This window comes from Alcanivorax sp. MD8A (assembly GCF_002888555.1).
GTDB lineage: Bacteria > Pseudomonadota > Gammaproteobacteria > Pseudomonadales > Alcanivoracaceae > Alcanivorax.
Window position 1 is genome coordinate 49,673 of record NZ_AQOQ01000018.1, and the last position, 22,150, is coordinate 71,822.

General features: G+C 58.2%; 19 protein-coding genes. 11 read left to right on the forward strand and 8 right to left on the reverse strand.

Features of this window, described 5'->3' with window-relative positions; genetic code table 11:
• The first annotated feature begins 93 nt into the window (after nt 1-93).
• Nucleotides 94-522 carry a phosphoribosyl-AMP cyclohydrolase gene (gene hisI, locus A15D_RS10830; protein ID WP_102791943.1) on the forward strand — a complete coding sequence of 143 codons (429 nt, stop codon included), beginning with the start codon at nt 94-96 and terminating at the stop codon, nt 520-522.
• On the forward strand, nt 519-1,901 hold the full coding sequence (gene cysS, locus A15D_RS10835) for a cysteine--tRNA ligase (protein WP_102791944.1): 1,383 nt from the start codon (nt 519-521) through the stop codon (nt 1,899-1,901). The genes hisI and cysS overlap by 4 nt, the downstream gene beginning before the upstream one ends.
• A 335-nt stretch (nt 1,902-2,236) precedes the next feature.
• Here cysS and A15D_RS10840 read toward each other — a convergent pair whose 3' ends face one another.
• On the reverse strand, nt 2,237-2,899 hold the full coding sequence (locus A15D_RS10840; RefSeq protein ID WP_233192202.1) for an START domain-containing protein: 663 nt from the start codon (nt 2,897-2,899) through the stop codon (nt 2,237-2,239).
• A 129-nt stretch (nt 2,900-3,028) separates the two neighbouring features.
• A complete protein-coding gene (locus tag A15D_RS10845) occupies nt 3,029-3,730 on the reverse strand; it encodes an START domain-containing protein (protein ID WP_102791946.1) in 702 nt (233 codons plus the stop codon).
• Nucleotides 3,731-3,855: 125 nt separating this feature from the next.
• On the opposite strand from A15D_RS10845, the gene yidD reads away from it, so the two are divergent.
• The 5 genes from yidD (at nt 3,856) to A15D_RS10870 (ending at nt 8,670) form a co-directional block, all read left to right on the forward strand.
• Nucleotides 3,856-4,101, forward strand: coding sequence for a membrane protein insertion efficiency factor YidD (gene yidD / locus A15D_RS10850; RefSeq protein WP_102791947.1), 246 nt, complete (start codon nt 3,856-3,858; stop codon nt 4,099-4,101).
• On the forward strand, nt 4,098-4,403 hold the full coding sequence (locus tag A15D_RS10855) for a hypothetical protein (protein ID WP_102791948.1): 306 nt from the start codon (nt 4,098-4,100) through the stop codon (nt 4,401-4,403). Before yidD ends, A15D_RS10855 begins: the two co-directional genes overlap by 4 nt.
• Before the next feature lie 143 nt (nt 4,404-4,546).
• On the forward strand, nt 4,547-6,622 hold the full coding sequence (locus tag A15D_RS10860) for a TonB-dependent receptor (RefSeq protein WP_102791949.1): 2,076 nt from the start codon (nt 4,547-4,549) through the stop codon (nt 6,620-6,622).
• A 74-nt stretch (nt 6,623-6,696) separates the two neighbouring features.
• The gene (locus A15D_RS10865; RefSeq protein WP_102791950.1) at nt 6,697-8,028 is read left to right on the forward strand and encodes a hypothetical protein; all 1,332 of its coding nucleotides are present in this window, start codon (nt 6,697-6,699) and stop codon (nt 8,026-8,028) included.
• Between the two features lie 123 nt (nt 8,029-8,151).
• Nucleotides 8,152-8,670, forward strand: a complete 519-nt coding sequence (locus tag A15D_RS10870; protein WP_102791951.1) for an outer membrane beta-barrel protein — start codon at nt 8,152-8,154, stop codon at nt 8,668-8,670.
• Between the two features lie 92 nt (nt 8,671-8,762).
• Here A15D_RS10870 and A15D_RS10875 read toward each other — a convergent pair whose 3' ends face one another.
• From A15D_RS10875 to A15D_RS10890, 4 genes are all read right to left on the reverse strand, one after another.
• Nucleotides 8,763-9,119 carry a glyoxalase superfamily protein gene (locus A15D_RS10875; RefSeq protein WP_102791952.1) on the reverse strand — a complete coding sequence of 119 codons (357 nt, stop codon included), beginning with the start codon at nt 9,117-9,119 and terminating at the stop codon, nt 8,763-8,765.
• 130 nt (nt 9,120-9,249) lie between these two features.
• The gene (locus tag A15D_RS10880; RefSeq protein WP_146026872.1) at nt 9,250-9,633 is read right to left on the reverse strand and encodes a hypothetical protein; all 384 of its coding nucleotides are present in this window, start codon (nt 9,631-9,633) and stop codon (nt 9,250-9,252) included.
• A 469-nt stretch (nt 9,634-10,102) separates the two neighbouring features.
• Nucleotides 10,103-12,850, reverse strand: coding sequence for a peroxidase family protein (locus tag A15D_RS10885; protein ID WP_199175864.1), 2,748 nt, complete (start codon nt 12,848-12,850; stop codon nt 10,103-10,105).
• A 297-nt stretch (nt 12,851-13,147) separates the two neighbouring features.
• Nucleotides 13,148-15,793, reverse strand: coding sequence for a LuxR C-terminal-related transcriptional regulator (locus tag A15D_RS10890; protein ID WP_102791954.1), 2,646 nt, complete (start codon nt 15,791-15,793; stop codon nt 13,148-13,150).
• Nucleotides 15,794-16,203: 410 nt separating this feature from the next.
• On the opposite strand from A15D_RS10890, the gene A15D_RS10895 reads away from it, so the two are divergent.
• The 3 genes from A15D_RS10895 to A15D_RS17310 are packed head-to-tail and all read left to right on the forward strand — an operon-like array spanning nt 16,204 to nt 18,742.
• On the forward strand, nt 16,204-16,923 hold the full coding sequence (locus tag A15D_RS10895) for a twin-arginine translocation signal domain-containing protein (protein WP_102791955.1): 720 nt from the start codon (nt 16,204-16,206) through the stop codon (nt 16,921-16,923).
• A 50-nt stretch (nt 16,924-16,973) separates the two neighbouring features.
• Nucleotides 16,974-17,849 carry an NAD(P)-binding protein gene (locus A15D_RS17305; RefSeq protein WP_199175866.1) on the forward strand — a complete coding sequence of 292 codons (876 nt, stop codon included), beginning with the start codon at nt 16,974-16,976 and terminating at the stop codon, nt 17,847-17,849.
• Nucleotides 17,850-17,854: 5 nt separating this feature from the next.
• Complete coding sequence (locus A15D_RS17310) at nt 17,855-18,742, forward strand: GMC oxidoreductase (RefSeq protein ID WP_199175872.1); 888 nt, start codon at nt 17,855-17,857, stop codon at nt 18,740-18,742.
• Nucleotides 18,743-18,851: 109 nt separating this feature from the next.
• Here A15D_RS17310 and folE2 read toward each other — a convergent pair whose 3' ends face one another.
• Nucleotides 18,852-19,811 (reverse strand): GTP cyclohydrolase FolE2, encoded by a 960-nt coding sequence (gene folE2 / locus A15D_RS10905; protein WP_199175868.1) that lies wholly within the window; start codon nt 19,809-19,811, stop codon nt 18,852-18,854.
• 183 nt (nt 19,812-19,994) lie between these two features.
• A complete protein-coding gene (locus A15D_RS10910) occupies nt 19,995-21,032 on the reverse strand; it encodes a hypothetical protein (protein ID WP_233192203.1) in 1,038 nt (345 codons plus the stop codon).
• Nucleotides 21,033-21,054: 22 nt separating this feature from the next.
• Between A15D_RS10910 and dctP the strand changes: the two genes are divergently transcribed.
• Nucleotides 21,055-22,065: a TRAP transporter substrate-binding protein DctP gene (gene dctP / locus A15D_RS10915; protein WP_102791956.1), complete on the forward strand. Its 1,011-nt coding sequence runs from the start codon at nt 21,055-21,057 to the stop codon at nt 22,063-22,065.
• The last annotated feature ends 85 nt before the right edge of the window (nt 22,066-22,150 follow it).

Sequence of the window (22,150 nt, forward strand, 5' to 3'; positions counted from 1 at the left end):
GGAAGTCTGACGTCTGACGCGAAACCCCGACGCATCGGGGTTTCATGTTTTAAGCGTCCGGCGCCCGGCGTCCGACCTCAGACTGGATCAGCCATGTTCAAAGACAACGAACACCAGCCCGAAGGCTTTCAGCTTTCCCTGAAAGATGCCCTGGACCACCTCAAGTACAACGCCGAGGGGCTGGTTCCTGCCATTGCCCAACAGCATGACACCGGCGAAGTTCTGATGATGGCATGGATGAACCGCGATGCCATCGAGGAAACCCTGGCGACCGGGCGCGTCTGCTACTTCTCCCGTTCCCGCGGCAAGCTCTGGCGCAAGGGCGAGTCCTCTGGCCAGATGCAAATGCTGAAAGCACTGCGCATCGACTGCGACGCTGACACCTTGCTGGTCAGCGTGGATCAAACCGGCCCCGCCTGCCATACCGGCCGCCGCGACTGTTTCTACTGGAAAGCCGACACCGATAGCGTGACCATCGACAAATCGCCGATCATCGATCCGAAAGAGCTTTATAAAAAATGAGCCTCAAGCTGCATAACACCCTGACCGGGCAAAAGGACGACTTCATTCCGCTGGACCCCAACCGCATTACCCTTTATGTGTGTGGCCCCACGGTCTACAACTTCGTCCATATCGGCAATGCCCGCCCGGTGGTGGTATTCGACGTGCTTTATCGTCTGCTGCAGCGGCTGTATCCCGAGGTGGCCTACGCCCGCAACATCACCGACATTGATGACAAGATCATCACGGCAGCAGCGGAAAACGGCGAAGACATCAGCGCCCTCACCGAGCGTTTCAGCGCGGCTTTCCTCGACGACATGGCCGCCCTCAATGCCAAGACACCGAACATCATCCCCAAAGCCACCGATCACATTCCCGAGATGATCCGGATGATCGAGACGCTGGTGGAAAAAGGCCATGCTTACGAGGCCGATGGCCAGGTGCTGTTCGCGGTGGAATCCATGCCCGACTACGGCAAGCTCTCTGGCCGCAAACTGGAAGACATGCTGGCCGGTGCCCGGGTAGAAGTCGCGGACTACAAGCGTCACCCCGGCGACTTCATCCTGTGGAAACCCTCCACGGATGAGCAACCGGGCTGGGACTCCCCCTGGGGCCGTGGCCGTCCCGGCTGGCACATCGAGTGCTCTGCCATGATCCACAAGCATCTGGGGGATGTGATTGATATTCATGGTGGCGGCCAGGACCTGATCTTCCCGCACCACGAGAACGAAATCGCCCAGGGCTGTTGCGCCCATGGCACCGATTACGTGCGTTACTGGATGCACAACGGTTACATCAACATCGACGGCGAAAAGATGTCCAAGTCACTGGGCAACTTCCGCCTGGTGCGTGAACTGCTGACCCAGTACCACGGCGAGACCCTGCGCTTTGCGCTGGTGTCCAGCCACTACCGTTCACCTCTGAACTTCTCTGCCGATGTACTGGAAAACGCCGAGAAAGGGCTGGATACCCTCTACTACGCCCTGCTCGGCCGAGGTGAAACCGTGGAACCTGAAGCCGGTTACCAGCTGCCTGATAACCACCCGGTACTGGACGCCCTGAAGGACGACCTGAATACCTCGGAAGCGGTCAGTGCCCTGCACGCCATTGCCGGCGAACTGAACAAGGCCGAGCTGGCCGACAAACCAAAGCTGAAAGCCGAATTGCTGGCCGCCGCCGACCTGCTCGGCCTGCTCACTGTCGAGCCTACCGCCTGGTTCCAGAACAAGAATGTCAGCGAGGATGGCCTCAGCAACGACGAAATCGATGCCCTGGTAGCAGAACGCACCCAGGCCAAGAAAGACAAGAACTTTGCCCGCGCCGACGAGATTCGCGAGCAACTCACCAACGCCGGTATCCAGCTGGAAGACACCCGCGAAGGGACACGCTGGAGTCGGTGAGATTAGCTTTCAGCTGTCAGCTATGAGCTGTGAGGAAAAGCTACAAGCTGCAAGCTACAACGCGGGTGGGGTGGGGTAAGCCGGAAGGCAAAGCGGCCGCGTTAAGAGGGGGGGTGTGGGAGCATGGCCTATCTGGCTTGGGCAGGGCTCTGTAGGGTAATCGCCAGCAGTCCGGCGCCTGCGGCGGGTTTTCACATAACGAAAAATGCCGCACCCGGTGTCTGGGCGCGGCCTTTCGAGTTGAAGCCACTGCAGCCTCTCTGTCGCGTTGCAGCTTGTAGCTTGTAGCTTTTCCTCACAGCTCATGGCTCATGGCTCATAGCTGACAGCCGCTTTCACAACTCCAACTGATCCATTCCCGGCAGAGCCGGCAGATCTTCACGGCGCGCATTGGCAAAGCGCGGCTTCTGCAGCTGTTCCTTCAGACCTTCCAGGGTTTCGTACGGGGCACGGGTCGCCACCAGATTGGCCAGCCAGACAGGCACACTGCCACCGGGATCCACGAAAGTCTCGAACTGGACACGCACCCAGCCATCCCCCATGGGAGTCAGCACGAACTGGTTGTCCAGAGCCGGAATACGAACAAACCCGTCCTGCTTGCCCAGATACCCTTCGGCATTCACGCTATGCAGGGTAACCGAGCCAGTATCCTCTTCCTGGCTGAGCGTATTGGCCAGCACCACATCCCGGTCGGAAACCGGCCAGATGCCCTTGAAACGCATGTGAATACGCTCCTTGTGATCGGCCGTCAACCGCTCTGCGCCCTTGATCTGGAAAATCCACTCGCCAAAGTTGTCTACCCCGGTCAGCACCGCCAGCACCGACGCCATGGAGGCCTTCACTTCCACAATGCCCTTGAACGCCTTCACCGGGCTATTGTCCACCTCGCGGGCATAGGTGGAAATGTCCCCCCGTTCCTGCCCCTGGTGGGTTGTCTTCCAGTCTTCAGCCCACAGCGGGCCAGTCACTACCAATAGAGCCAGAAACAACGCTCTCACTATTCTCTCTCCTGCGTCGAAATGCGCCGGGCAGTATGCCCGGCAGCATCACAGAGACAAGCCGCGGCTACCAGATTGGCCCGGTTGGCCGCTGCAACATTGAGCACATGACACCGTTATCAGGCGAGTTCACTCAGGCTGATGACTCTCCGGCAGTGTCATGCCCTTAAGCTCGGGATAGCGCACCAAAGCCTGGTCGAGTTTGGCCCCCTGGTAGGCGTCACTACCTGCCAGCTTGCGCAAACCTTGCAATGTTTCCTTCGGTGCCTGGTCGGAAATCACATTGGCCACCGACGACACATTGCCGCCCGGATCGATAAAGGTCTCGAACTCGATACGGGTCCAGCCATCTTCCAGTGGCGTCAGCACAAAGCGGTCACGCAAGGCCGCCACACGCACATAGCCATCGTGCTCCGGCTCACCATCCACCTTGTGGGAGGCGAGCGTAATGGCACCGCCGTCACGGTCCTGTGTCGTCTCGGTCTGAATCAGGGCATCCCTGTCCTTTGCCGGCCAAATGCCCTTGAAGCGGATATAGGCCTGATCATTGTCACGTAATTCCAACGACTGGCATTGATACAACCATTCGGCACAGGCTTGCGCATCGGCCATGACCGCCAACACACTGAGCACCGGCGCCTTGACCTCAGTGACGCCCCGGAAGGCCTTCACCGGGCTATCGTCCACCGCCTTCTCGTAAGTGCTTACCTCCGTGCGCCCCTGCCCCTCTTTCACCGGTTCCCAGCCCGCTGCATGGGCAAGGGGGGCCAACATCATGCTGCCAGCCAACAAGCCTGCCGTTAGCCATTTCGAGGTTCCTGACGCTTCCATGTCATACTCCTTTAAACTTGAAGGTATAAATACGACTGCAAGGAAAACTGGAAAGTCCGGTGCTTCAGGCTTTATCATGCTTTTTTACAAACATGTTATAACCTAACAAATCAGGATTACGCTCCGTGAAATCGCTGCTGCTTGGCATTATCTGGGTATACCAGAAAGTGCTGAGCCCCTGGACAGGCAACCAATGCCGCTTCTATCCGAGCTGCTCGCATTACGCGAAGCAGGCGGTTGAGCTGCATGGCGCTGTGCGTGGCGGCACTCTCTCGGCTAAGCGGATCTGCAAGTGCCACCCCTGGCACCCCGGCGGTTTCGATTACGTGCCTGGCACGGAACCCGGTGAACCCCGCGAGGGAGCCCAATGAGTCTCCGTCATCGTGCCCTGCCGCTGTCACTGATACTGTCGCTGTTCTTCGCCCAGCTGCTGCTGGCCTGGCATGCGCCGTCGCATATCCTTGCTGACAGCCACGGCCCGAGTCAGGAGCTACTGGCTTCCGCAGACTGTCAGGTCTGCACCCACGGCCATGGCCTGCTGGCCTTGCCCACCTTTTATTTCCCTCCTCTGGCGGAGCGGGCGGCACACGCACCGTCAACGCCGATCTCTGCACCGCTGCGACGTAATGAGCGCACTCAGCATCCTCCTCGTGGCCCCCCGACCACCGTCTGAACCGTACTGATTCACCCGACAGCCTCCCATTACACGGGCACTTTCTGCCTGCGATCGAGGCGTCGGCTAATCCGACGTGCGCATGCTCGCAAGGCACTGCGCCGTCCTCATGCCCTGCATGAACGGTAAAGACAGAGGTAACCATGAATTTTCGACGCCTGACCCTGGCCGGGTGCGTCGCTGCGGTGTTGTGCACACCCGCAGCTGTAATGGCCGACACTGACAGCAATACGAATAGCAACAGCGACGACGTCCATGAGCTGAAGAAAGTCGACGTTTCCGCTCTGCCCCTGGGCAGTGACAGCCCAAGCACGCCCTACTCGGTGATGGACCAGCAAGCCCTCACCCAGAAAGGCGAGGACACCCTTGGGGAAACCCTGAAAGACCAGCCCGGTGTACACAGCGACACCTTTGGTGGTGGCGCCAGCCGCCCGGTCATCCGTGGTCAGGGCGGCCCTCGTGTGGGTGTGCTCAATGATGGTTCCCAGGTGCTCGACGCCTCCACCATCTCCCCGGATCACGCCGTGACTGTCGACCCCATGCTGGCGAGGCAGGTCGAAGTCCTGCGGGGTCCCTCGACCCTGCTGTATGGCAGCGGCGCCAGCGGTGGTGTTGTGAATGTGCTGGATAATCGCATCCCCACCCAGCGCCCCCGCGATGGCGTGGAGGGCTTCGTGGGCGCCCGAGCCAATACGGCGGCAGATGAAAATGCCACCGCTGCTGGCGTGACGTTCTCAGCCACCGATCACCTGGTCTTCCGGGTGGAAGGCAGTCGTCGCGACGCCGACGACTATGAAGTGAACGGGTTTGAGAGCCTGACGGTTCCCGGCACCTATGCGGAAAGTGACAACGGCAGCATCGGCGCCTCCTGGGTAGGCGATCAAGGCTATTTCGGCATGGCGTACAGCTATCGCCGCGACAACTATGGTTTGCCAGGTCACAGTCACGAGTTCGAGGAATGTCAGGCAAACGGCACCGTGCTGGACTGCCCCACTGGCGGCCATAATCACACTCATGACCATGACGAGATTGTGCCCTATGTGGACCTGGCCAGCCGCCGGGTAGATGCCCGTGGGGAATACCAGAATCCGTTCGATGGGATTGCCAGCATTCGTTTTCGTGGTAACCACACCGACTATCGCCATCATGAAATTGAAGAGGGCGTTATTGGCAGCACCTTCACCAACAAAGGCGGAGACGCTCGCCTGGAGGTGGAACACAATCCCTTTGGCAACTGGCGTGGCGTCGTCGGTATGCAGTACACCCGCTTTGACTTCAGCTCGTTGGGCGCAGAAGCCTTCGTACCCAAAACAGAAACCGAATCCCTTGCGGTCTTTTTGGTAGAGGAATACACCCTCAACGAACAATGGTCATTTGAGCTGGGCGCTCGTCAAGAACACCTGACGCAGACACCGGATGTGCGCAACGGCCAGCCGCTGGCGAAAGTGACTGCTGACAATGCATCCTTTTCCGGTGCGGCTAATTGGGGCTTTGCCCCCGGCTATGAACTGGTGTTGTCGGCAACCCATTCTGGTCGCGCGCCCTCAGCACAAGAGCTGTATGCCGATGGTGTGCACCTGGCCACCAACACCTACGAGTGCGGCCTGCTCAGCGACTGCGGTGGCGGCCTTCGTGACCTGGATGATGAAGTCAGCCTCGGCGCCAACCTGAATCTGCGTAAAACAGAAGGCGACTGGCTGTTTGATCTGGGCGTGTTTGAGAACCGGATCAACAATTACATCTATGCCCGTACTCTGGACCAGCAGGAAGACTTCCGGCTGATCAAGTACAGCCAGCGCGATGCCACCTTTACCGGCGCAGAAGCCTCAGTGAGTTACTACGGCATTGAGCCGCTGGGCGTCACTGTGTTCGGCGACATGGTCCGCGCCACCTTCGATGATGGCGGCTACCTGCCACGTATTCCCGCCAAGCGACTGGGCACCCGCCTAAATACCTATGTGGGTCACTTCGACGGCGAGCTCGAATTCTACCGCAGCTTTGCCCAGGACCAGATCGCAGGCTTCGAGGAAACGACCCCCTCCTACGACATGGTGAACGCCACCCTCAGCTACCGCCTGCGGGGTGACCAGCGTTACACCTTCTTTGTGCGGGGCAACAACCTGCTTGGCGAAGAGGTATTCAATCACGCCTCCTTCCTGGCCAGCACCGTGCCGGAACCGGGTCGCAATCTCACGGTAGGCACCCGCATCGAATTTTGACGCCGCATATCACAACGGCAACCTGCCGGGCGCCTTTATCCGCCAGGCACGACAACACCGAATTGGAGAACACCATGCAACGCATGATGAAAAACCTGAAACACCACGCCGCCCTGCCCCTGTCACTGGCCGTCGTATTGGCGATGGCTGGCTGTAATGAAACGGGCACCAGCTCATTGGGAAGCGCCGAAGACGAACATGACCACGCCAGCAGCGAACATCCCGGCCGGCTGGTCATCGCCTCCCGTGATGGCGCTGGCGACCAGTTGTACGTCTATGACCTTGAGGAAGGCGCACTTCTGCCCGGCTCCCTGGCTCTGGATAACGCCCCCAGCGCGCTTTACACCAGCCCTGGAAAGCGGTTTGTACTTGCGCTGCAGAGAACAGCCAATCAGGTTCAGATTATTGATGGCGGTCTGTACTACCATGACGATCACGTAGACGAGGTGGCACCCGGCTTCGCCGGCACCTTGTCGGGCCCCGCACCCACCCACTATCGCGTTCATGGCGAACAAGCGGCCCTGTTCTACGATGGAGATGCGGGCAGCAGTCTCATGGCCGAAGTGGACGTTCTCACCGACGACACCCTTGAGTCAGCCAGCAGCGTAGCCAGTCAGACCCTGGACAGCGCTCATCATGGCGTAGCCGAACCCCGTGGCGACATCCTGCTGGCCACATTCCGTACCGCCGCCTCTGGCCTGCCGGAAAAGGTAGACGTCTACCACCAGCACAACGATCACTATCACAAGGAAGATACGCTCAGCCTGGATTGCCCGGATCTTCACGGTGCGGGCTCCAATGAGGAGTACTCCATCTTTGGCTGCAGCGATGGCGTACTGATCGTTCATCAGGACGGCGAGAACTTCACTGCCCAACATGTGACCAACGCCACCCTTGGCCTCACCGGCAGCGAACGCGTCGGCAGCTTCGACAGCCATCATGAACTGGCAGAGTTCGTTGGCTACGCAGGTGACCGCATCCTGATCATTGATCCTGAAACGGCAGGCGTAACCGAGCTGGACTGGACCGAAGGAGCGGCAGTGACCCTGGATAACCACAGCCTGGATCCCCATGGCGAGCACCTGGTGCTGCTGGATGATGCTGGCGACCTGCGCATCATCGATACCGCCGACTGGAGCGAGCACGCCCACGTTGAAGACGCCATTGACCCTGCCAGCGCGGCGCCGCCGGCCAGCGGCCACGGCAGTCGCGTTTCCATGACCGTCGCCGGTGAACCCGCTCACGCCTTTCTATCCGATGCGGGGAACCAGTCCATTGTTGTCGTACATCTCGAGGAAGGCAGCGTGGAATCCCCCCTTGCCCTGAACTTCCCGCCCGCGGCACTGGCCTGGGCCGGCCTCGGCGAAGCCCATGAAGAAGGTGAAGATCACGACCATGATCACTAAGCACTGATCCCTCCCATTGCGCCCCGTCCGGGGCGCAATCTCTCCGCGGTCGCTCAACGCGCTGCTTTTCACTACAATCGCTCACATGACATCGTTGTTACTACAGACCATGCGGGAGACAACATGAAGAAAGCCCTGATTGCCGCCACCCTGGCACTGCCCCTTTGTGCCAACGCAGGCGGCTTTGCCGGCCTCGACTACATCAGCAGCAAGATCGAACCGGACAACACCACCGCCAGTGCCAAACCCGAAGCCCTGCAATTCAAATTCGGTAGCTGGATCAACAAGGATGAAACCCTGGGCGGCGAACTGCGACTGGGCCTGGGCATGGGTGACGACGAGCTGACCAACGGCGTCGACGTGGAAATTGATCGCTACTACGGCGCCTACTTCCGCGGCCAGTTCCCCAACACCATGCCAGTACGTCCTTATGGCCTTATCGGCCTCACCTACATGGAAACCACCGAAGAAAACCGCTTCGGTAGCAGTGACGGGGAAAACTACAAGGACATCTCCCTCGGCCTTGGTGTGGATGTCACCATCACCCACAACATGTTCGTCAGCGTCGAATACATGCGGGTTGTCGACCGCAGTGGCGATGAAGTCACCAACCTCGGGTTGGGCCTGAACGGTCGCTTCTGATCCAGATCAGAACATTGCCCATAAAAAACCGCGCCTTAGCGCGGTTTTTTATGAGTGGCGTTACAGCGCCAAGGATCCTGCGCCATGAAGCCCTAACCTTCGCTAAAAAGAATCCGGTTGGAAAACGGGTCTACAACTTCGAACACGCGACTATCCCAAGGGGCAACCGAAATTTCCGGGCGACAGTACCGATACCCTTTGGACATGATGTCCTGGTACACCCCGTCCAGATCCGCCGTATTCACGAACAACTTGGTCCCCGGTGAGCCATCGCCGGAATGCTCACTCAGGTGAAACACCAACTCGCCCCTCGACACCTGCATATAAACGGGATAATCCGCACCGAAGCGGTGCTCCCAATCCATCTTCATGCCGAGAAAATCGAGATAAAAGGCTTTTGCTTTCTCCACATCAAAGATGCGAAGCACGGGTATCGTCTGAAATAACATGGTCTATTCCGGTTGCCTGGAGGACGATATATTCATGCTGCAAAGGACATGGGCAGAGTCAACGACAATCTTTTCTTGCCTGTTTTCCCTTACACTCAATATCCAAGAGCTCTCCTATTTGCGCGACTGACTATGGTCGATTCCTGGAGTACTCACCCTTTTCGAAATCGAAGTAGCTATCTGCAGAGTAATACTCTCCATATGGAACATCTCTTGTGTCAGCATCCCAATTCACCAATTGTCTATCGCTGGTAATTTCTATTTGAAAGCGATACGGCTCAAACATACCTGCCGCGGCAATAAAGTTCGGCGAGCTGTCACGAACGACCAATCCCTCTGGCAGGGTCACATAAACGCCTGACTGATCCCCGAACTTTGCCAAGGGAATGCTCTCCTGAAGCCTGCCTACACGATCAAACGGTGCATTAAGGCTGTCTACTATCCACCCCAATATAAAAACAACATTAATCAAAACCGAAACAGAAAAAGCCAAACCAAAAATCCACTTTTTCATTGGCATCCATTCCCGCAACAGCGACAAAACACTGATCTTACACACTGTCATCGTTATAGACTATCGACCTCAACCCTTCCATATGGCGGATTGCTTTCCAGCTAATCAGGTTGGACAAAAAAGGTTCATCGCAGATTTGAGGGAATGGCTCGCAGCACGCCCCATGCCGTAGGAGCGTCGCTGGCGGCGCGGTAACCCTCGTCGTTAAGAATGATTTGCCACAGAGGAAAACCGTCTTCCTCTGTGAACCCTGTGCCCTCTGTGATTAGAATGCTTTTGATCCTGGTCTGGGATCGCGCCGCCACCGAGCGCAGCGAAGGAACGCCCGCAGGGGTGAGCGGAGCGAATAACCGACGCTCCTACGGAAGGGGCTTTTCTGTAGACGATTCCCGTTAATCCGCGGTGAACCAAAAAAAGCCCGGGCTGCGACGCAGTCCCGGGCTATCAGGGGTACCTTTCTTGTTGTTATTTAACGGTCTTCGTACCGCTGATGCTTGAAGAAGATACCGGTGTCACCGAACTGGGACAGGGTAAATGCAGAGTCAGTTACCAGTTCACCAATCTTGACGGCGCTGTTGCGACGCTCGCGGGCATAACGCTCGGTGACCCAAGGCCAGATCGAGGTCTTGATGCTCTTGGTGGTGCCGTAGACGTCATACACCTTGGTGCCAGCAGGAATCGCGGCCAGGTCGTCGCGGAAATCGTGCGGCGCGGCGCTGGTGCTGTTTTTCAGGCTGCTGTTGGGTACGAAATAGATCTGCGATGGTGTCTTCGCACTGCCAACCGTTGAGCCATCCTGATTCACTTTGGCCATGTCACTCATCACCAGCAGGGTCGGCTTGCTGGATACCAGAGAGAACAAGGTCGTGGTTCCCAGGGTTTCGTTCACTTCTGCCTGAACATAGTTGGACAATTCGTTGGCGAAGATATTGTGATTGTCTCCCTGACCACTAAGGGTATACAGCGCAGAGACGTTTTCAGAGCGCTTACCGTCCACGAACAGTTTCAGTGCCAGCCCTGGGGCAAAGCCACGATCAGACGGATCACCGGTGACAGACAGGCGCAGCAGACCATGATCCGCCCCCTGGAACAGCCCGGTAAAATCATGCCCGGAACTGGGGACAAACTTCACTTTGGCCAGAGCACCACGGGGGTGGATCGGCTTGCTGTAACCCGGGGGAGCCACATCGGTCACGTCCTGCACTTTCTTCCACAGGATGGAATTGATCAGACCGCCAATATCGATAGGCTCGATAGCCGGGACCTCACCCTCTTCGTAACTGGTACGCAGTGCGCCATTGACCCACAGGTGGTTCTGCTTGGTTTCGGCATCCCAATCCTGATAGTCAGAAGGAATCTTCAGACCCCAGGGTTTGAACGCGTTGTCCATGCCCACCAGACTCGACGCCAGGGCCGGGAAGTGACGACGAATCACATCCACCATGGTGTTGTTTTCTACCCAGTCGATACCCTCGGCGGTGTACACCTCGTCGGTGTAATCGGTGGTGAAGAAACGGTCGGTCATCAAACGACGAGACGCATTCAGGATAAAGATCTGGAACGATGTCTCGCCAAAGCCGAACCCTTCTGGACGGGTTTCTTCAGCCAGCTGCCCGACCAGGGTATCGATCAATTCGATGTCATTGTTGTAAAGCGACTTCAGGTCCGCCAGCAGCTGCGGGTCGTTGGTCAGTTGCTCGAAGCTGGTCAACGGCTTGAGGCCGATCTGGCGTCGGAATTCGTTGTAACGCGGCACACCACGCTCACGGTCACGCAGGATATCGATAGCGGCCATATCGATGTCGCCAATCAGCGGCATGGACAGGTTACGCAGGAAGTCCGGGTAGTTGTTCAGCGTCAGCGCACCCGGATGGGTAATACCGAAGGAGTACCACAGGCGGTCCTGGCCAATATCATCCATCAGGTCTTCGGCATCACCGTTTCGGGTGTCCTGCAGGGCGATTTCCTGATCCACCACGTTGGAGCCGATGTCGTATACCTTGATCTCGTCACGCAGCAACGGATGCATCCGATACACCGACACGAATTCCTCGGTCAGGGTATAGGGCACATCGTAGTTGTTGGGGGTGCGGGAACCCACCAGGCCAGCGAGGGCATGCTCGATGGAACCGGTGTCTTGCTGCCCCAGGTCATTGTCGATGCCGACAGCATTGAACAGCGCGCCCAACTGGCCGATGTTGTTGTTCAGGTTGTCGAGATCGTCCTGGAATTTGTCACGGGTATCGCGATCCCCACCCAGGCCCCACCAGTTGGCGTACATGGCACGCTCAAGTACCGGGTTGGCGAGAATCGCCGGTGTCCATTCCACCGTGTGGATCTTGGCCATCAGCGCAGAGTTGATCAGTCGCGCCTTGTCGAAGTACCACTGGTCCGATTGCCCCGGATGGTTGGCCTTGAGCATGTCGGCGATGGCGTTGTGTTCCTGGGTGAAAATATGGTGGAGCATGCTCAACCCGACCCACCAGTTTTCATTGAAACCGGTGATGGGCTTGCCGCTCAGGAACTCGGTAGGCAGGCGACCATTGCCATCCACCTTGAGTTTACCGTCCACGAAGGAACGTACTTCATCGTTGGTTTCCTTGCTGCTGCCATACAGCTGTGAACCATCCCACCAGTGGGTGTTCACGTTTTCGTAGGTGATGATCCCTTCATCACCACTGACAGAGGGATCCGGACGGGTACGCTGCACCGACATGGTGCCGCCACCCAGTACATCCCCAGCAGGAATCGGAAACTCGATGGGATCGGCATCGGTACGCGGGCCGTGATCGAACCAGTCATGGACCATGAACTGGATCCAGCTGGTGGCGATGAAGTTAAGGCTGGTGGCCGGTTTGAAATCGCCGCCCCGGGACATGATCAGGTTACTGACTTCACGGGGGTTGGGGTTCAGCAGGTTGCCGCTGTTGGACTCGGCATACACAGACGCCGGATCCACATTACGGCCGAAGTTCACGTGCACGGACCCTTCTGCCGGGTTTTCCAGGATGTTACAGGTTCCGTCTTCGGTACGGGCGGTCAGACTACGTTCGTCACAGGTGATACCGGCATTTTTTTCATCCCAGTTTTCCGTGTCGAACATGTTGTTTTCAAGCAGTTCGCTGCGCTCGCCGGCCAACACCAGCAGCGCGGCCATTACGCCCAGCGAGCCGAATTTGGTCAGGGCCGGCCAGGTGACCCAGGGGGACATAGCCATGAGAAGCCTCCGTCGTTGTTATTCTCGGGGTAATTACAGACAACGACAGCACTCTAGCAATGGCACCACCCCCTCCACCCCCTCCCCTGGGAGGGGGCCGGCAAAAGGGAGCGAAAATCGCGAACCGGTTCAAGGTTTGAAGAGCAGGAACAAGCTGCAAGCTGCAAGCTACAAGGCGCGGATAAAGTGGGTTTTTACTGCAATGCTCTGCCCGCATTTGAGCGAACTGCCGCGGGCACGGCCAACAATAACATCAAAGCCTTGTCCGCGCCTTGAAGCTTGCAGCTTGCAGCTTTTTTATCGCGGCGTGGCGCGTAAGGCGGCTTCCGTCCGGTTGGAAACACCCAGCTTGCTGTAGATGTTCTTCAGGTGCCACTTGGTGGTGGTGACCGAGGTCCCCGTCTGCTCACTGATCTGGGCGTTACTCAAGCCACTTTGCAGCAGCTCGAAGATCTCGTGTTCACGAGGGGTCAATACAGAAGCCGGATCGACTTCCAGCGGCGCATGCCCCGTAGAAACGGCCTTGAAGACGGCGCCGAACAACTGGGTATAAAACTCCGGCAGCACCAGGCAGCCCTTGCGCCACAACGCCTGCATCAACGACGCCAGCCCTGGCGCTTCGTCAAAGACAGACTGATTAACGTTGAGCAGGCCATAACGGCTGATCAGGGTGTCAATCTGACGCACCTGCTCGTTCTCCGTCTGCTTGCGGCCCTGCAAGACCAGCAGGTTTGCTTCCATGATCAAGCCTCGGGTTCGAATCCCTGCGCCATTCACCACCTTGCGTAATAACACCAGTGCCGTCTCGGCATCATCATGGCGCCCGACAGCCATTAGCCAGTAAGCCGCTGCCAGCCCCCGGCGCTCCCAGCTCTGGCTATAAGGAACGTCCTGCAATGGCAGGTTGATACGTACCCAGTCGGCCAGAGCAAAACGCTCTGCAATAACATCCAGTTGGGGCCAGTCGGCATTCACGTAAGCCTGTCGCACCCTTTCGAGCATCGCCATACTGACAAAACGCTCGTAGTTTCCCAGCTGCAGAATGCCCAGCAGTTTTTCCAGCATGCGCTCGGAATGCTTGCGATTACCGTGCAGGTGATGCAACCGCGACAACGTCAGGTAGACAGTGGAAATCACCTCGGTAGCCGAGGCAGTCGATACCATTGGCAGCAGGTCTTCACACAGCTGCCTGGCCTCTTCCAGGCGATTCTGGTCGTACAGCACGACCACCATTCCGGTCGCCCACAGTGACCAGGTAGGACAATCCCGCGGCGTTTTACTGAAGTGTTCGGTAATGAAACTCACCGCTTCTGCAATGTGGCCCAGCTGCTGGTTCGCCAGTGCGGTGATCAGGCCTGCATAGCCTGCGGTAAAACGGTGCCCTAACTGCATCAGCACTTCACGGGCCTGACTGGAAAACGCCAACGCGGATTGCAGTCGACCGTGCTGCAAGTGGTAATACGCCACCATGGCCAGCGAAAATGCCCGCACATCACGATGACTGCTGGTTTCCATCAACAGCGACAGGTTGGCGCCTTCCATGAAATCCGTGTCGTGCTGAAACAGTTGCAAGTGCAACTCAAGAAATTCCAGCGAGTGCTCGTCGCTGTAACGCCCCTTGTGATTCAGGGGCGGGTCGGCCTTGAGTGCATCGAGATAGTAGCGGGCCCGGAAGAACCGTCGTGACAGCGTCAGGGTACTGATCAACGGAGCCGCCAGATCCATCCGCGCCAACAGCGCGTTATCCGACACCTCTTCAGCCCATTCAAGAATCTGGCTGGCATAGCCTTCACGTAACCAGTAATCAAAGGCACGGGCCAGGGCATTGAGAAACGCCTCGTTATCGTCTGCACGGATGGCGTGCCACAACGCCTGCTCGTAGTCCTCCTGACGAATAAAATACTGGGTGGCCCGGCGGTGGATGGGAATCACACACTCGGGCATGTCGATCGCCACCCTCGTCTGCAGAAATTCACGCAGTAGCGCGTGATAGCGAAACCAACCCGGCCGGCCGGGCACCGCCAGAATGAACAACTCCCGTCGGGATAACTCTTCCATCAACCGGGCCGAGTAGGTGGTATCCAGCACGGCATCACACAGTGGAGCATCAAAGCTGTCCAGCAAACTGCTTTGCAGAAACAGGGTGCGGGCAAACGCCGGCAAGCCTTTGAGGACCGCATGGCCAAAGTACTCCATGATCTCCGGCTGGCTGGCATTGAAATTCTTCAACGCGCCGACACCGGCTCCCATGGCCCCCATCAGGGCGATCTTTACCCCCGCCACCCAGCCTTCGGTAATGGCCATCAGATGATCAAGCTCACTGTCATCCAAGGGGTCACCGCCGAGGCGAGCATTCAGCTCCACAACCTCCGTGCGATTCACCCGTAAGGCCGAGGCATCCAGTTCGAGCAGCTCGCCACTAAGACGTAACCGCCCCACATCCAGCGGAGGCCGGCTTCGGCTGGCGATTATCAGACGCACATCTTTTGGTGGATGAGCAATCAATGCATTAATGACGTTCAGGGTTTCCGCATTAGTGATGTGCTGGAAGTCATCGAATACGATGTAGACGGGTTCAGGGATTTGCGCCAGCGCATCATAGAGCGCCTCAGCCACCGAGGAAGGTGGCAGTTCCGAGACATCGAACGGCATGAACCAGGAGGTATCGAATGCCGGGATGACCGCGCGGGTCTGTTCGGCAAAACGGCGCAGGCAGCGCACCGGCTCGTCATCCATGGGCTGCACCGCAAAGCTCACCACATGGACGTCGGCTCGAGTCGCAGCCATATGTTGTTGCCACTGGTGCAACAGCGTGGACTTGCCGGACCCGGCCGGAGCCAGCAGCAATGTCAGGGGAACAAATTCACAACCGTCGAGCCGTGCGACCAGATCGCTACGCTCGAAGCTCCCGGATACCGGGGGCGACGCCTCAGTGGAGCCCATGCCTGTGCCTGCCTAGCGCGTTTATTCTTGTTGGTATGACCGGACTATAAGCAAGACGAGAGTACCAATCCCTGGGCAAGGTCACAATATCGCCAAAAGTGTTCCCCCCCTGAATGCAACACCGCGGTTCGCTTGTTGATAGCTCATTGCGTCAGCAGCACACGGTGGGGCTTGTGAAAACCACAGAGCAATCGCTTTTTTTATCGTTTTTGTTGCCGCTCTTTTTTCCTCTCTACTGCCGCGAAGCAATCACTCACACCTCGTGCACCCCGGTTTTTATCAGAGATCGCCACAAGAACCCGGTTCAGACATCAACAAAAAGTGAAAATAAATTTCCTTTTTTTACTAAAAAATTTTGACTAGCTTCTGCACTGGGGATACGACTTTTTTACTCTTTACGGAGAAGAATAATGACAAAGTATCAGAGTGACATCACTCAGCCCGAGGGGGATGCCTGTGCAGAGCAAGGCACGGACAAGCGGCATCAGGCCGACCTGTCCCGGCGCCAGTTTCTGGCGCGCTCGGCACTGGCAAGTGCGGCTGTCGCGGCGGCTCCCGCTCTGGTTGCACCGCGCCAGGCCCATGCCGGCATCCTGCCCGCCGTCATGATCAGTGACACCCTGAACGCCGTGCTGGCATTTGTAGTGCCAGGTGGAGATCCATTCTCGGTGCAACAACAATTAACCGATGAACAACCCGGCGGGGTGGAGGCCAACGCCCAGCTGCCACTGGAATTCGGGCTCAATACCGCCGGGCTGGCACCGCCGCCTTTCGACTCCCTGTCCGAGCTCATCACCTTTGCACTGGATAACGTGACCGGCTTTATCAATCCCGATGTCACGGGGCCGTTCAGTGCCCGCTTTGCCAACCTCAGCTGGAACGAAAAAGTGGCGGTATTCAGCGCTATGGAAAGCGGTCTTGCCGGCGCCGAACTGATCACCCTGGCCAATGCCCTGCTGCTGTACAGCGGCCTGATGGCGTACTCCGAAGCGGGGGTGCTGAATCCGCTGACTGGCGAGCTGCTGGCCCATCCGGTGGGGTGGTCCATTTCTGGCTACGGCGGCATTTCCGTTGGACACAAGGATTACCAGGGGTACTACCGTGGCCGACGCCACGCCCGTGAACGGTAATTTGCCCACACGCAACGCCAAACAATAAATTCGAATACAGGAAACAAGCCATGCGTGACGTAATCGTAATCGGTGCCGGGGGTGGTGGCGCCGTGGTAGCAAAAGAACTGGCTGAACAGGGGCTGGATGTCCTTATTCTGGAAGCCGGGGCCCATGCCCAGGACTCGGAACAGGAATGGCCCAAATATGAAAGCGCCTCTCAGGGCGTACTTCGCTGGGGCGCACCTGACCCGAGCAAAGGGCCCTGGCGGCGCGAATACGCCCAGGCGTCCACCGCCTTCAGCACAGCCGGGGTCGGGGGGACAACCCTGCAGTATTTCGGCAACTCACCTCGCGCCATGCCCGGCAGTTTCGTCGGCTATGCGGGCGCCGACAAGCAACGCTACGACAACAATTACCTGTTCCCGTTCTCCTACGACGAGCTCAAGCCCTACTATCGCTGGGTAGAAAAAATCCTGCCGGTGCAAACCGCGGCGCTGGGCACCAAGGAAGAAGTCTTCATCCGTGGAGCAGAAGGGATTGGCCTGCATTACCAGCAAGGCAAGGACATTGAAGTGGCCAGTTTCCGGCCACAGGAAAACGCCATCCTGCAGCCCCGCGGAACCGCCGGACGCACTGACAATCCGGACTGGCTAAAATTTCCCTTCGCCCAGGGCTGTACTTACTGTGGCCACTGCTACCAGGGTTGTACCCTGCCCATGCGCGCGCCGCGCAACCTGAAAGCCAAGCGCTCCACCTATAACAGCTACGTCCCTATGGCCCTGACCGCCGACCTGTGGTCGCGCCACGGCAAGGCCGCGCAAGTGATCGCCGACGCCTTTGTGACCCAGGTGATGACGGAAAATACCCCCGCCGGCCCGAAAGCGGTAGGCGTCGGTTTCCGCATCGCGCCACCGGCGAAACCCAGGTCGAAACCGCCAAAGTGATTGTCATGGCTGCTGGCGCCATCGAAACCCCGCGTCTGTGGCTGAACAGCGGCCTGCCCAATGACAACGGCTGGGTCGGCAAGGGCCTCACCACCCACGCCACCGAAGTGGTGACCGGGGTCATGCCCTTTGAAACCCGCAGCAGTCTCGGCCCGGCCTCGGCCGTGCGTGCCGACTTCCCGGGCTATGGTTCCATGGAATCCTTCGGTGGCATGCCGGGCGCCTACGCCGCCAACGCCTTCCTTGGCAGTGAAGCCGGGATTGCCGGTGCCTACGATCACAGTGGCGAAACCGATGAATCCGGTGCTGATGTGGTGGGCCGCCTGGTGGGCCCGGCGCTGAAGGAAACCATGAGTGATATCAACCGGCTGGTCAGCATCGTGATTCTCACCGACGATGATGTGGACCCGCGTAACTCGGTGTCCCTGTCCACCACACAACCCGCCGACGAAAACGGGCCGATCCCGCTGGTAACCGCCCAGACCGGCAACTTCACCAACCGCACCCAGGGCAATCGCGAGTACCTGACCCGCAAGGCCGTTGACCTGCTGCGCGCCGCTGGCGCCACCAGCGTCATCCGCCCCAAGGCTCCGCCCTCGCTGATTCATATGCAATCGAGCATGCGCATGGGACTGGACCCCGCCAACTCGGTGGTCGATGAGAATGGTGAAGCCAGAGCCGTGCAGGGGCTGTACATTGCCGACAACTCGTCACTGGCCAACGCACTCGGTGGCCCCAACCCCACCCTGACCACCCAGGCCATCGCCACCCGTACCGCCGAAAAAATCATGCAGAAGCATTTTGGCGGTGACGGCTGGGTCAGCAATTGGCGCTTGCCGGTGACCTCAATTGATCCGCGCATCAGTCTGGCCTGCGGCAAGCGAGGGATCTAGGGAGCCTCTGAATAACGCCTTACGTGCTCAGCCCTTCAGGTGCGGGTTCACATAACGAAAAAGGGCGGCCACTGGCCGCCCTTTCTCGTTGTACACGGTGCGCTGCTAATCAGGGAATCGGCAGGTAGCCGCCGTCCACTTCCTTGGTAACAATCGCCACCGCGTTGTGGGCGTGCAGGCTTTCCAGGTGATTCACCCGCAACCAGAAATCCTTGTAGCAGGATTGCGGGTCGATGGCTTGCTTGAGGCGGCGTGCCGCATCTTCACAGAACATCAGGTTCTGGCCATTAAGTAGCGCGAATTCCTGCTCGTCCACCCGCTTCACTGCCGTCTGCACCGGGGTTTTCAACGCGCCTTCGATGGAATCGATCAGGGCGGTGATGGGGAAAGCAGAGCCTTCCGTGTGGTCCAGCAGTACCCGGACCTGGGCAATGGAGCGCTGACTGTGCGGAGTCGCCACGATACCCTCTTCAGTGCCAAGCCATTCGTATACGGCTTCGGCATCGATCTTGCCTTCCTGGAAGTCCTTGCGGAACTGCTCCTGAATCAGCTGACGGGACAAGGCTGCAGAACACGGACAGGTGGAGGAATAGGGCACTTCCACATACATCTCAATGCGCATGCCTTGTTCGCACAGGGTACCCTTGATGCTCACCGGGTAGCTTTTCCAGCCGGAGTAGCTGCTCTTCAGGGCCGGGCGGCGCATGGAGTATTCGAAATCCAGCTGCACAAAGCCGCGGGTGCTGAGCCCTTCGTGGGTTTCCAGGAAATTGCGCAGCAGCTGCTCGATAGAGGCAGCACTGACGGAATGGTCACCGAAGGTCTCTTCCAGCATCAGGAACAGACGGGACATGTGAATGCCCTTGGCATCCGGATTTGCCAGATTCACATAGGCCTGGATAGAGGTGCTCACCGGGCGCTCACCGGCCAGGGTATCGCTGACCCGCGCGGGCAGGTGAATTTCACTCATGCCCACCCAGTCCAGGGTGCTATGGATATGATCCACCATGGAGTTGGATGCCACATCCGGCATCTGCTTGGTGCCGCCGGCACCGTTTTCACGTGTCATGGGTTTCTCCACAGGGGGTGATGACATGGGCCGGTTGCGGTGAAATCGCAGATTCAGGCCATATAAACGTCATATGGGGGTCATCACCCTTTCCTACAAGGGGGGCAAGTCTAGCAGAAAGTGACCTGCAAAGGGGCAATTTGCAGGCCACAACGCGCCTATCAACCTGACAGAAAAGGACTATCAGCCAGAGACTGTCGGGTCACCGTCGTTTCCGACCAGTACCTCAAAACGTTCCAACCCTTGCAGGGGCCGGAACATCTCCTCCACCCGAGCATGACGCACCAGGGTTTCCGATGTCTGGATCGCGGCCTCCAGGTCACTGAGCGCGTTGTCGATCTCTCCCAACCCGGCCCAGGCGCAGGCACGCTGGTAAAGGGCATGGGCGTTTTCTTCATCCACTTCCAGCACCCGGTCACACAGGCTCAGCGCCCAGCGCTGCTCTCCCAGCTCCAGAGCGGCGTCGGCCTTCCAGGCCAGTGCTTCCGGATCATCCGGGCGAAGCTCCAGAATGCGGTCGTAGATCTCGATCTTGGCCTGGGCACTGGGCTCCTTGGTGGACTTGAGCCACAGGCTGTGGATTTCGTTGGTACGCTCGATCTCTTCCTGGTTTTCCGCGATGGTGCGCGACTTCTTGCGCAGCTCGCGCTCAAGGTCCGCCAGTCGCGCTTCGTATTCACTGGTGAGCCGCGCCATTTCCTTTTCGGCATAGACCCGCACATTATCCTTGAGATCACGAATCGTCGACCAGCCCACCAGCGCCAGGATGGAGGCCGCACCGGCGATCAGGTAGAAAAAGTAGGTCACCGTATTGGTGGCATAGCCCATGGCCTTGTCAGCCACTTCCAGCTCCCGGTCGGTCACCAGCAGGTTCATCTGGTTGCGATATTCCATCATGTCCTGACGCAGGGTTCGCAACTCGCCAAGGATCCAGTTCTCCCGGAACTGGGAGATCACCGGGCCCTTCTCGATTTCGCTCTGGGCTTCGGGGCGAGGGGCCAGTGCCGTATCAGCGTCAGGCTCAGCGGCGGCCGTCATGGCAGACAGCACCAACAGCACTGCGAAACCTTGCTGCAGAAACGTTTTCATCAATGTCTTGTCCTCGTCGCTTGCGCTACCCAGTGCGGTAATGGTCGCATTCTGGACTCGCCGGTTCCAGTCACGGATGTGGCCCGGTCGGTTGACAGTGATGTTGTGATGCCATGTAGTGGTTTCAATCATTTGGCAACCAAAAGGGAAAAGCATGCACTTGCGACGACTGATTGGCGCCGCCACGCTGGGCGTTTTCACTCTCTCTACCACCGCCATGGCTGAAACCTGGCGCTTTGGTCTGGAAGAAATTGAAGGCAGTGTCCAGCATCGTTACGCCGAGCAATTTGAAAAACGCATCGAAGAACGCAGCAATGGCGACATTGATGTGCAACTCCTGCCCTACGGCAAATGGGGCTCCAGCTATTCGGCGTTGTATGACGCGATTCAGGGCGGCGCGATCCAGATCGGCTTCGCCTCAGGCGCACTGGGCGGCACCGTGCCGGAAAGCCAGTTACTCAACCTGAACTACATCATGCCCGCCGACCAGTGGCGTACCGCCCAGGCCCTGAACTCAGACACCTTCCTGAAAAGCGAGGCCTGGCAGAACGCTTTCCGCCAACGGGGATTGGTACCGCTGGCGGAGCTGGCCGAAGGCTACCAGGTATGGACTGCCAACAAGGCCATTCGCACCCCTGCCGACATGGAGAACCTGGGCATCCGCGTTATGGATAACACCTTGCTGCGCGCCACCTACCGGGCTTACGGGGCCGCCCCCACGTCCATCGCCTATGGCGAACTGTACAGCGCCCTTCAGCAAGGGCAGGCCGAAGGCAACATTCAGCCCGTTTTCGCCCACGAAGAGATGGCGTTCTACGAGGTACAGGACTACATGATCTTTGCCGACCAGTCCCAGTTTGTTGCCACCGTGATCGGCAACTCGGACTGGTATGACGGGCTCAGCGATGAGCAGCGCACCATGGTCGATGAAGTCACCCGGTCGCTGGTAAAGGAAGGTCACGACATTCAGACCCGGTTCAACAAGGAACGACTGGATATCATTCGTGACAAGAGCGATATCGAGATCATCGAGCTGACCGAAAAAGAGCGCAAGGCCTTCGAAAAAATGGCGAAACCCGTTCGCAAGACCTTCGCTAAAGAGGTTGGCGCCGGAGGCGAAGCCTCCATGAAAGCGCTATTGAAGGCGATCAAGGAAACCGAATAATTGCGGCTTCCCTGAGCAAAAAAGCCCGGCAGAGATGCCGGGCTTTTTTGTGCCTGTTGCGGGCGCCATAGAATCCCGCATGTCA

Coding starts and splice junctions, on each gene's coding strand:
- hisI (WP_102791943.1), top strand. CDS start 94: ATGTTCAAAGACAACGAACACCAGCCCGAAGGCTTTCAGCTTTCCCTG.
- cysS (WP_102791944.1), top strand. CDS start 519: ATGAGCCTCAAGCTGCATAACACCCTGACCGGGCAAAAGGACGACTTC.
- A15D_RS10845 (WP_102791946.1), bottom strand. CDS start 3,730: ATGGAAGCGTCAGGAACCTCGAAATGGCTAACGGCAGGCTTGTTGGCT.
- A15D_RS10855 (WP_102791948.1), top strand. CDS start 4,098: ATGAGTCTCCGTCATCGTGCCCTGCCGCTGTCACTGATACTGTCGCTG.
- A15D_RS10860 (WP_102791949.1), top strand. CDS start 4,547: ATGAATTTTCGACGCCTGACCCTGGCCGGGTGCGTCGCTGCGGTGTTG.
- A15D_RS10865 (WP_102791950.1), top strand. CDS start 6,697: ATGCAACGCATGATGAAAAACCTGAAACACCACGCCGCCCTGCCCCTG.
- A15D_RS10870 (WP_102791951.1), top strand. CDS start 8,152: ATGAAGAAAGCCCTGATTGCCGCCACCCTGGCACTGCCCCTTTGTGCC.
- A15D_RS10875 (WP_102791952.1), bottom strand. CDS start 9,119: ATGTTATTTCAGACGATACCCGTGCTTCGCATCTTTGATGTGGAGAAA.
- A15D_RS10880 (WP_146026872.1), bottom strand. CDS start 9,633: ATGAAAAAGTGGATTTTTGGTTTGGCTTTTTCTGTTTCGGTTTTGATT.
- A15D_RS10885 (WP_199175864.1), bottom strand. CDS start 12,850: ATGGCTATGTCCCCCTGGGTCACCTGGCCGGCCCTGACCAAATTCGGC.
- A15D_RS10890 (WP_102791954.1), bottom strand. CDS start 15,793: ATGGGCTCCACTGAGGCGTCGCCCCCGGTATCCGGGAGCTTCGAGCGT.
- A15D_RS10895 (WP_102791955.1), top strand. CDS start 16,204: ATGACAAAGTATCAGAGTGACATCACTCAGCCCGAGGGGGATGCCTGT.
- A15D_RS17305 (WP_199175866.1), top strand. CDS start 16,974: ATGCGTGACGTAATCGTAATCGGTGCCGGGGGTGGTGGCGCCGTGGTA.
- A15D_RS17310 (WP_199175872.1), top strand. CDS start 17,855: ATGGCTGCTGGCGCCATCGAAACCCCGCGTCTGTGGCTGAACAGCGGC.
- folE2 (WP_199175868.1), bottom strand. CDS start 19,811: ATGACACGTGAAAACGGTGCCGGCGGCACCAAGCAGATGCCGGATGTG.
- A15D_RS10910 (WP_233192203.1), bottom strand. CDS start 21,032: ATGATTGAAACCACTACATGGCATCACAACATCACTGTCAACCGACCG.
- dctP (WP_102791956.1), top strand. CDS start 21,055: ATGCACTTGCGACGACTGATTGGCGCCGCCACGCTGGGCGTTTTCACT.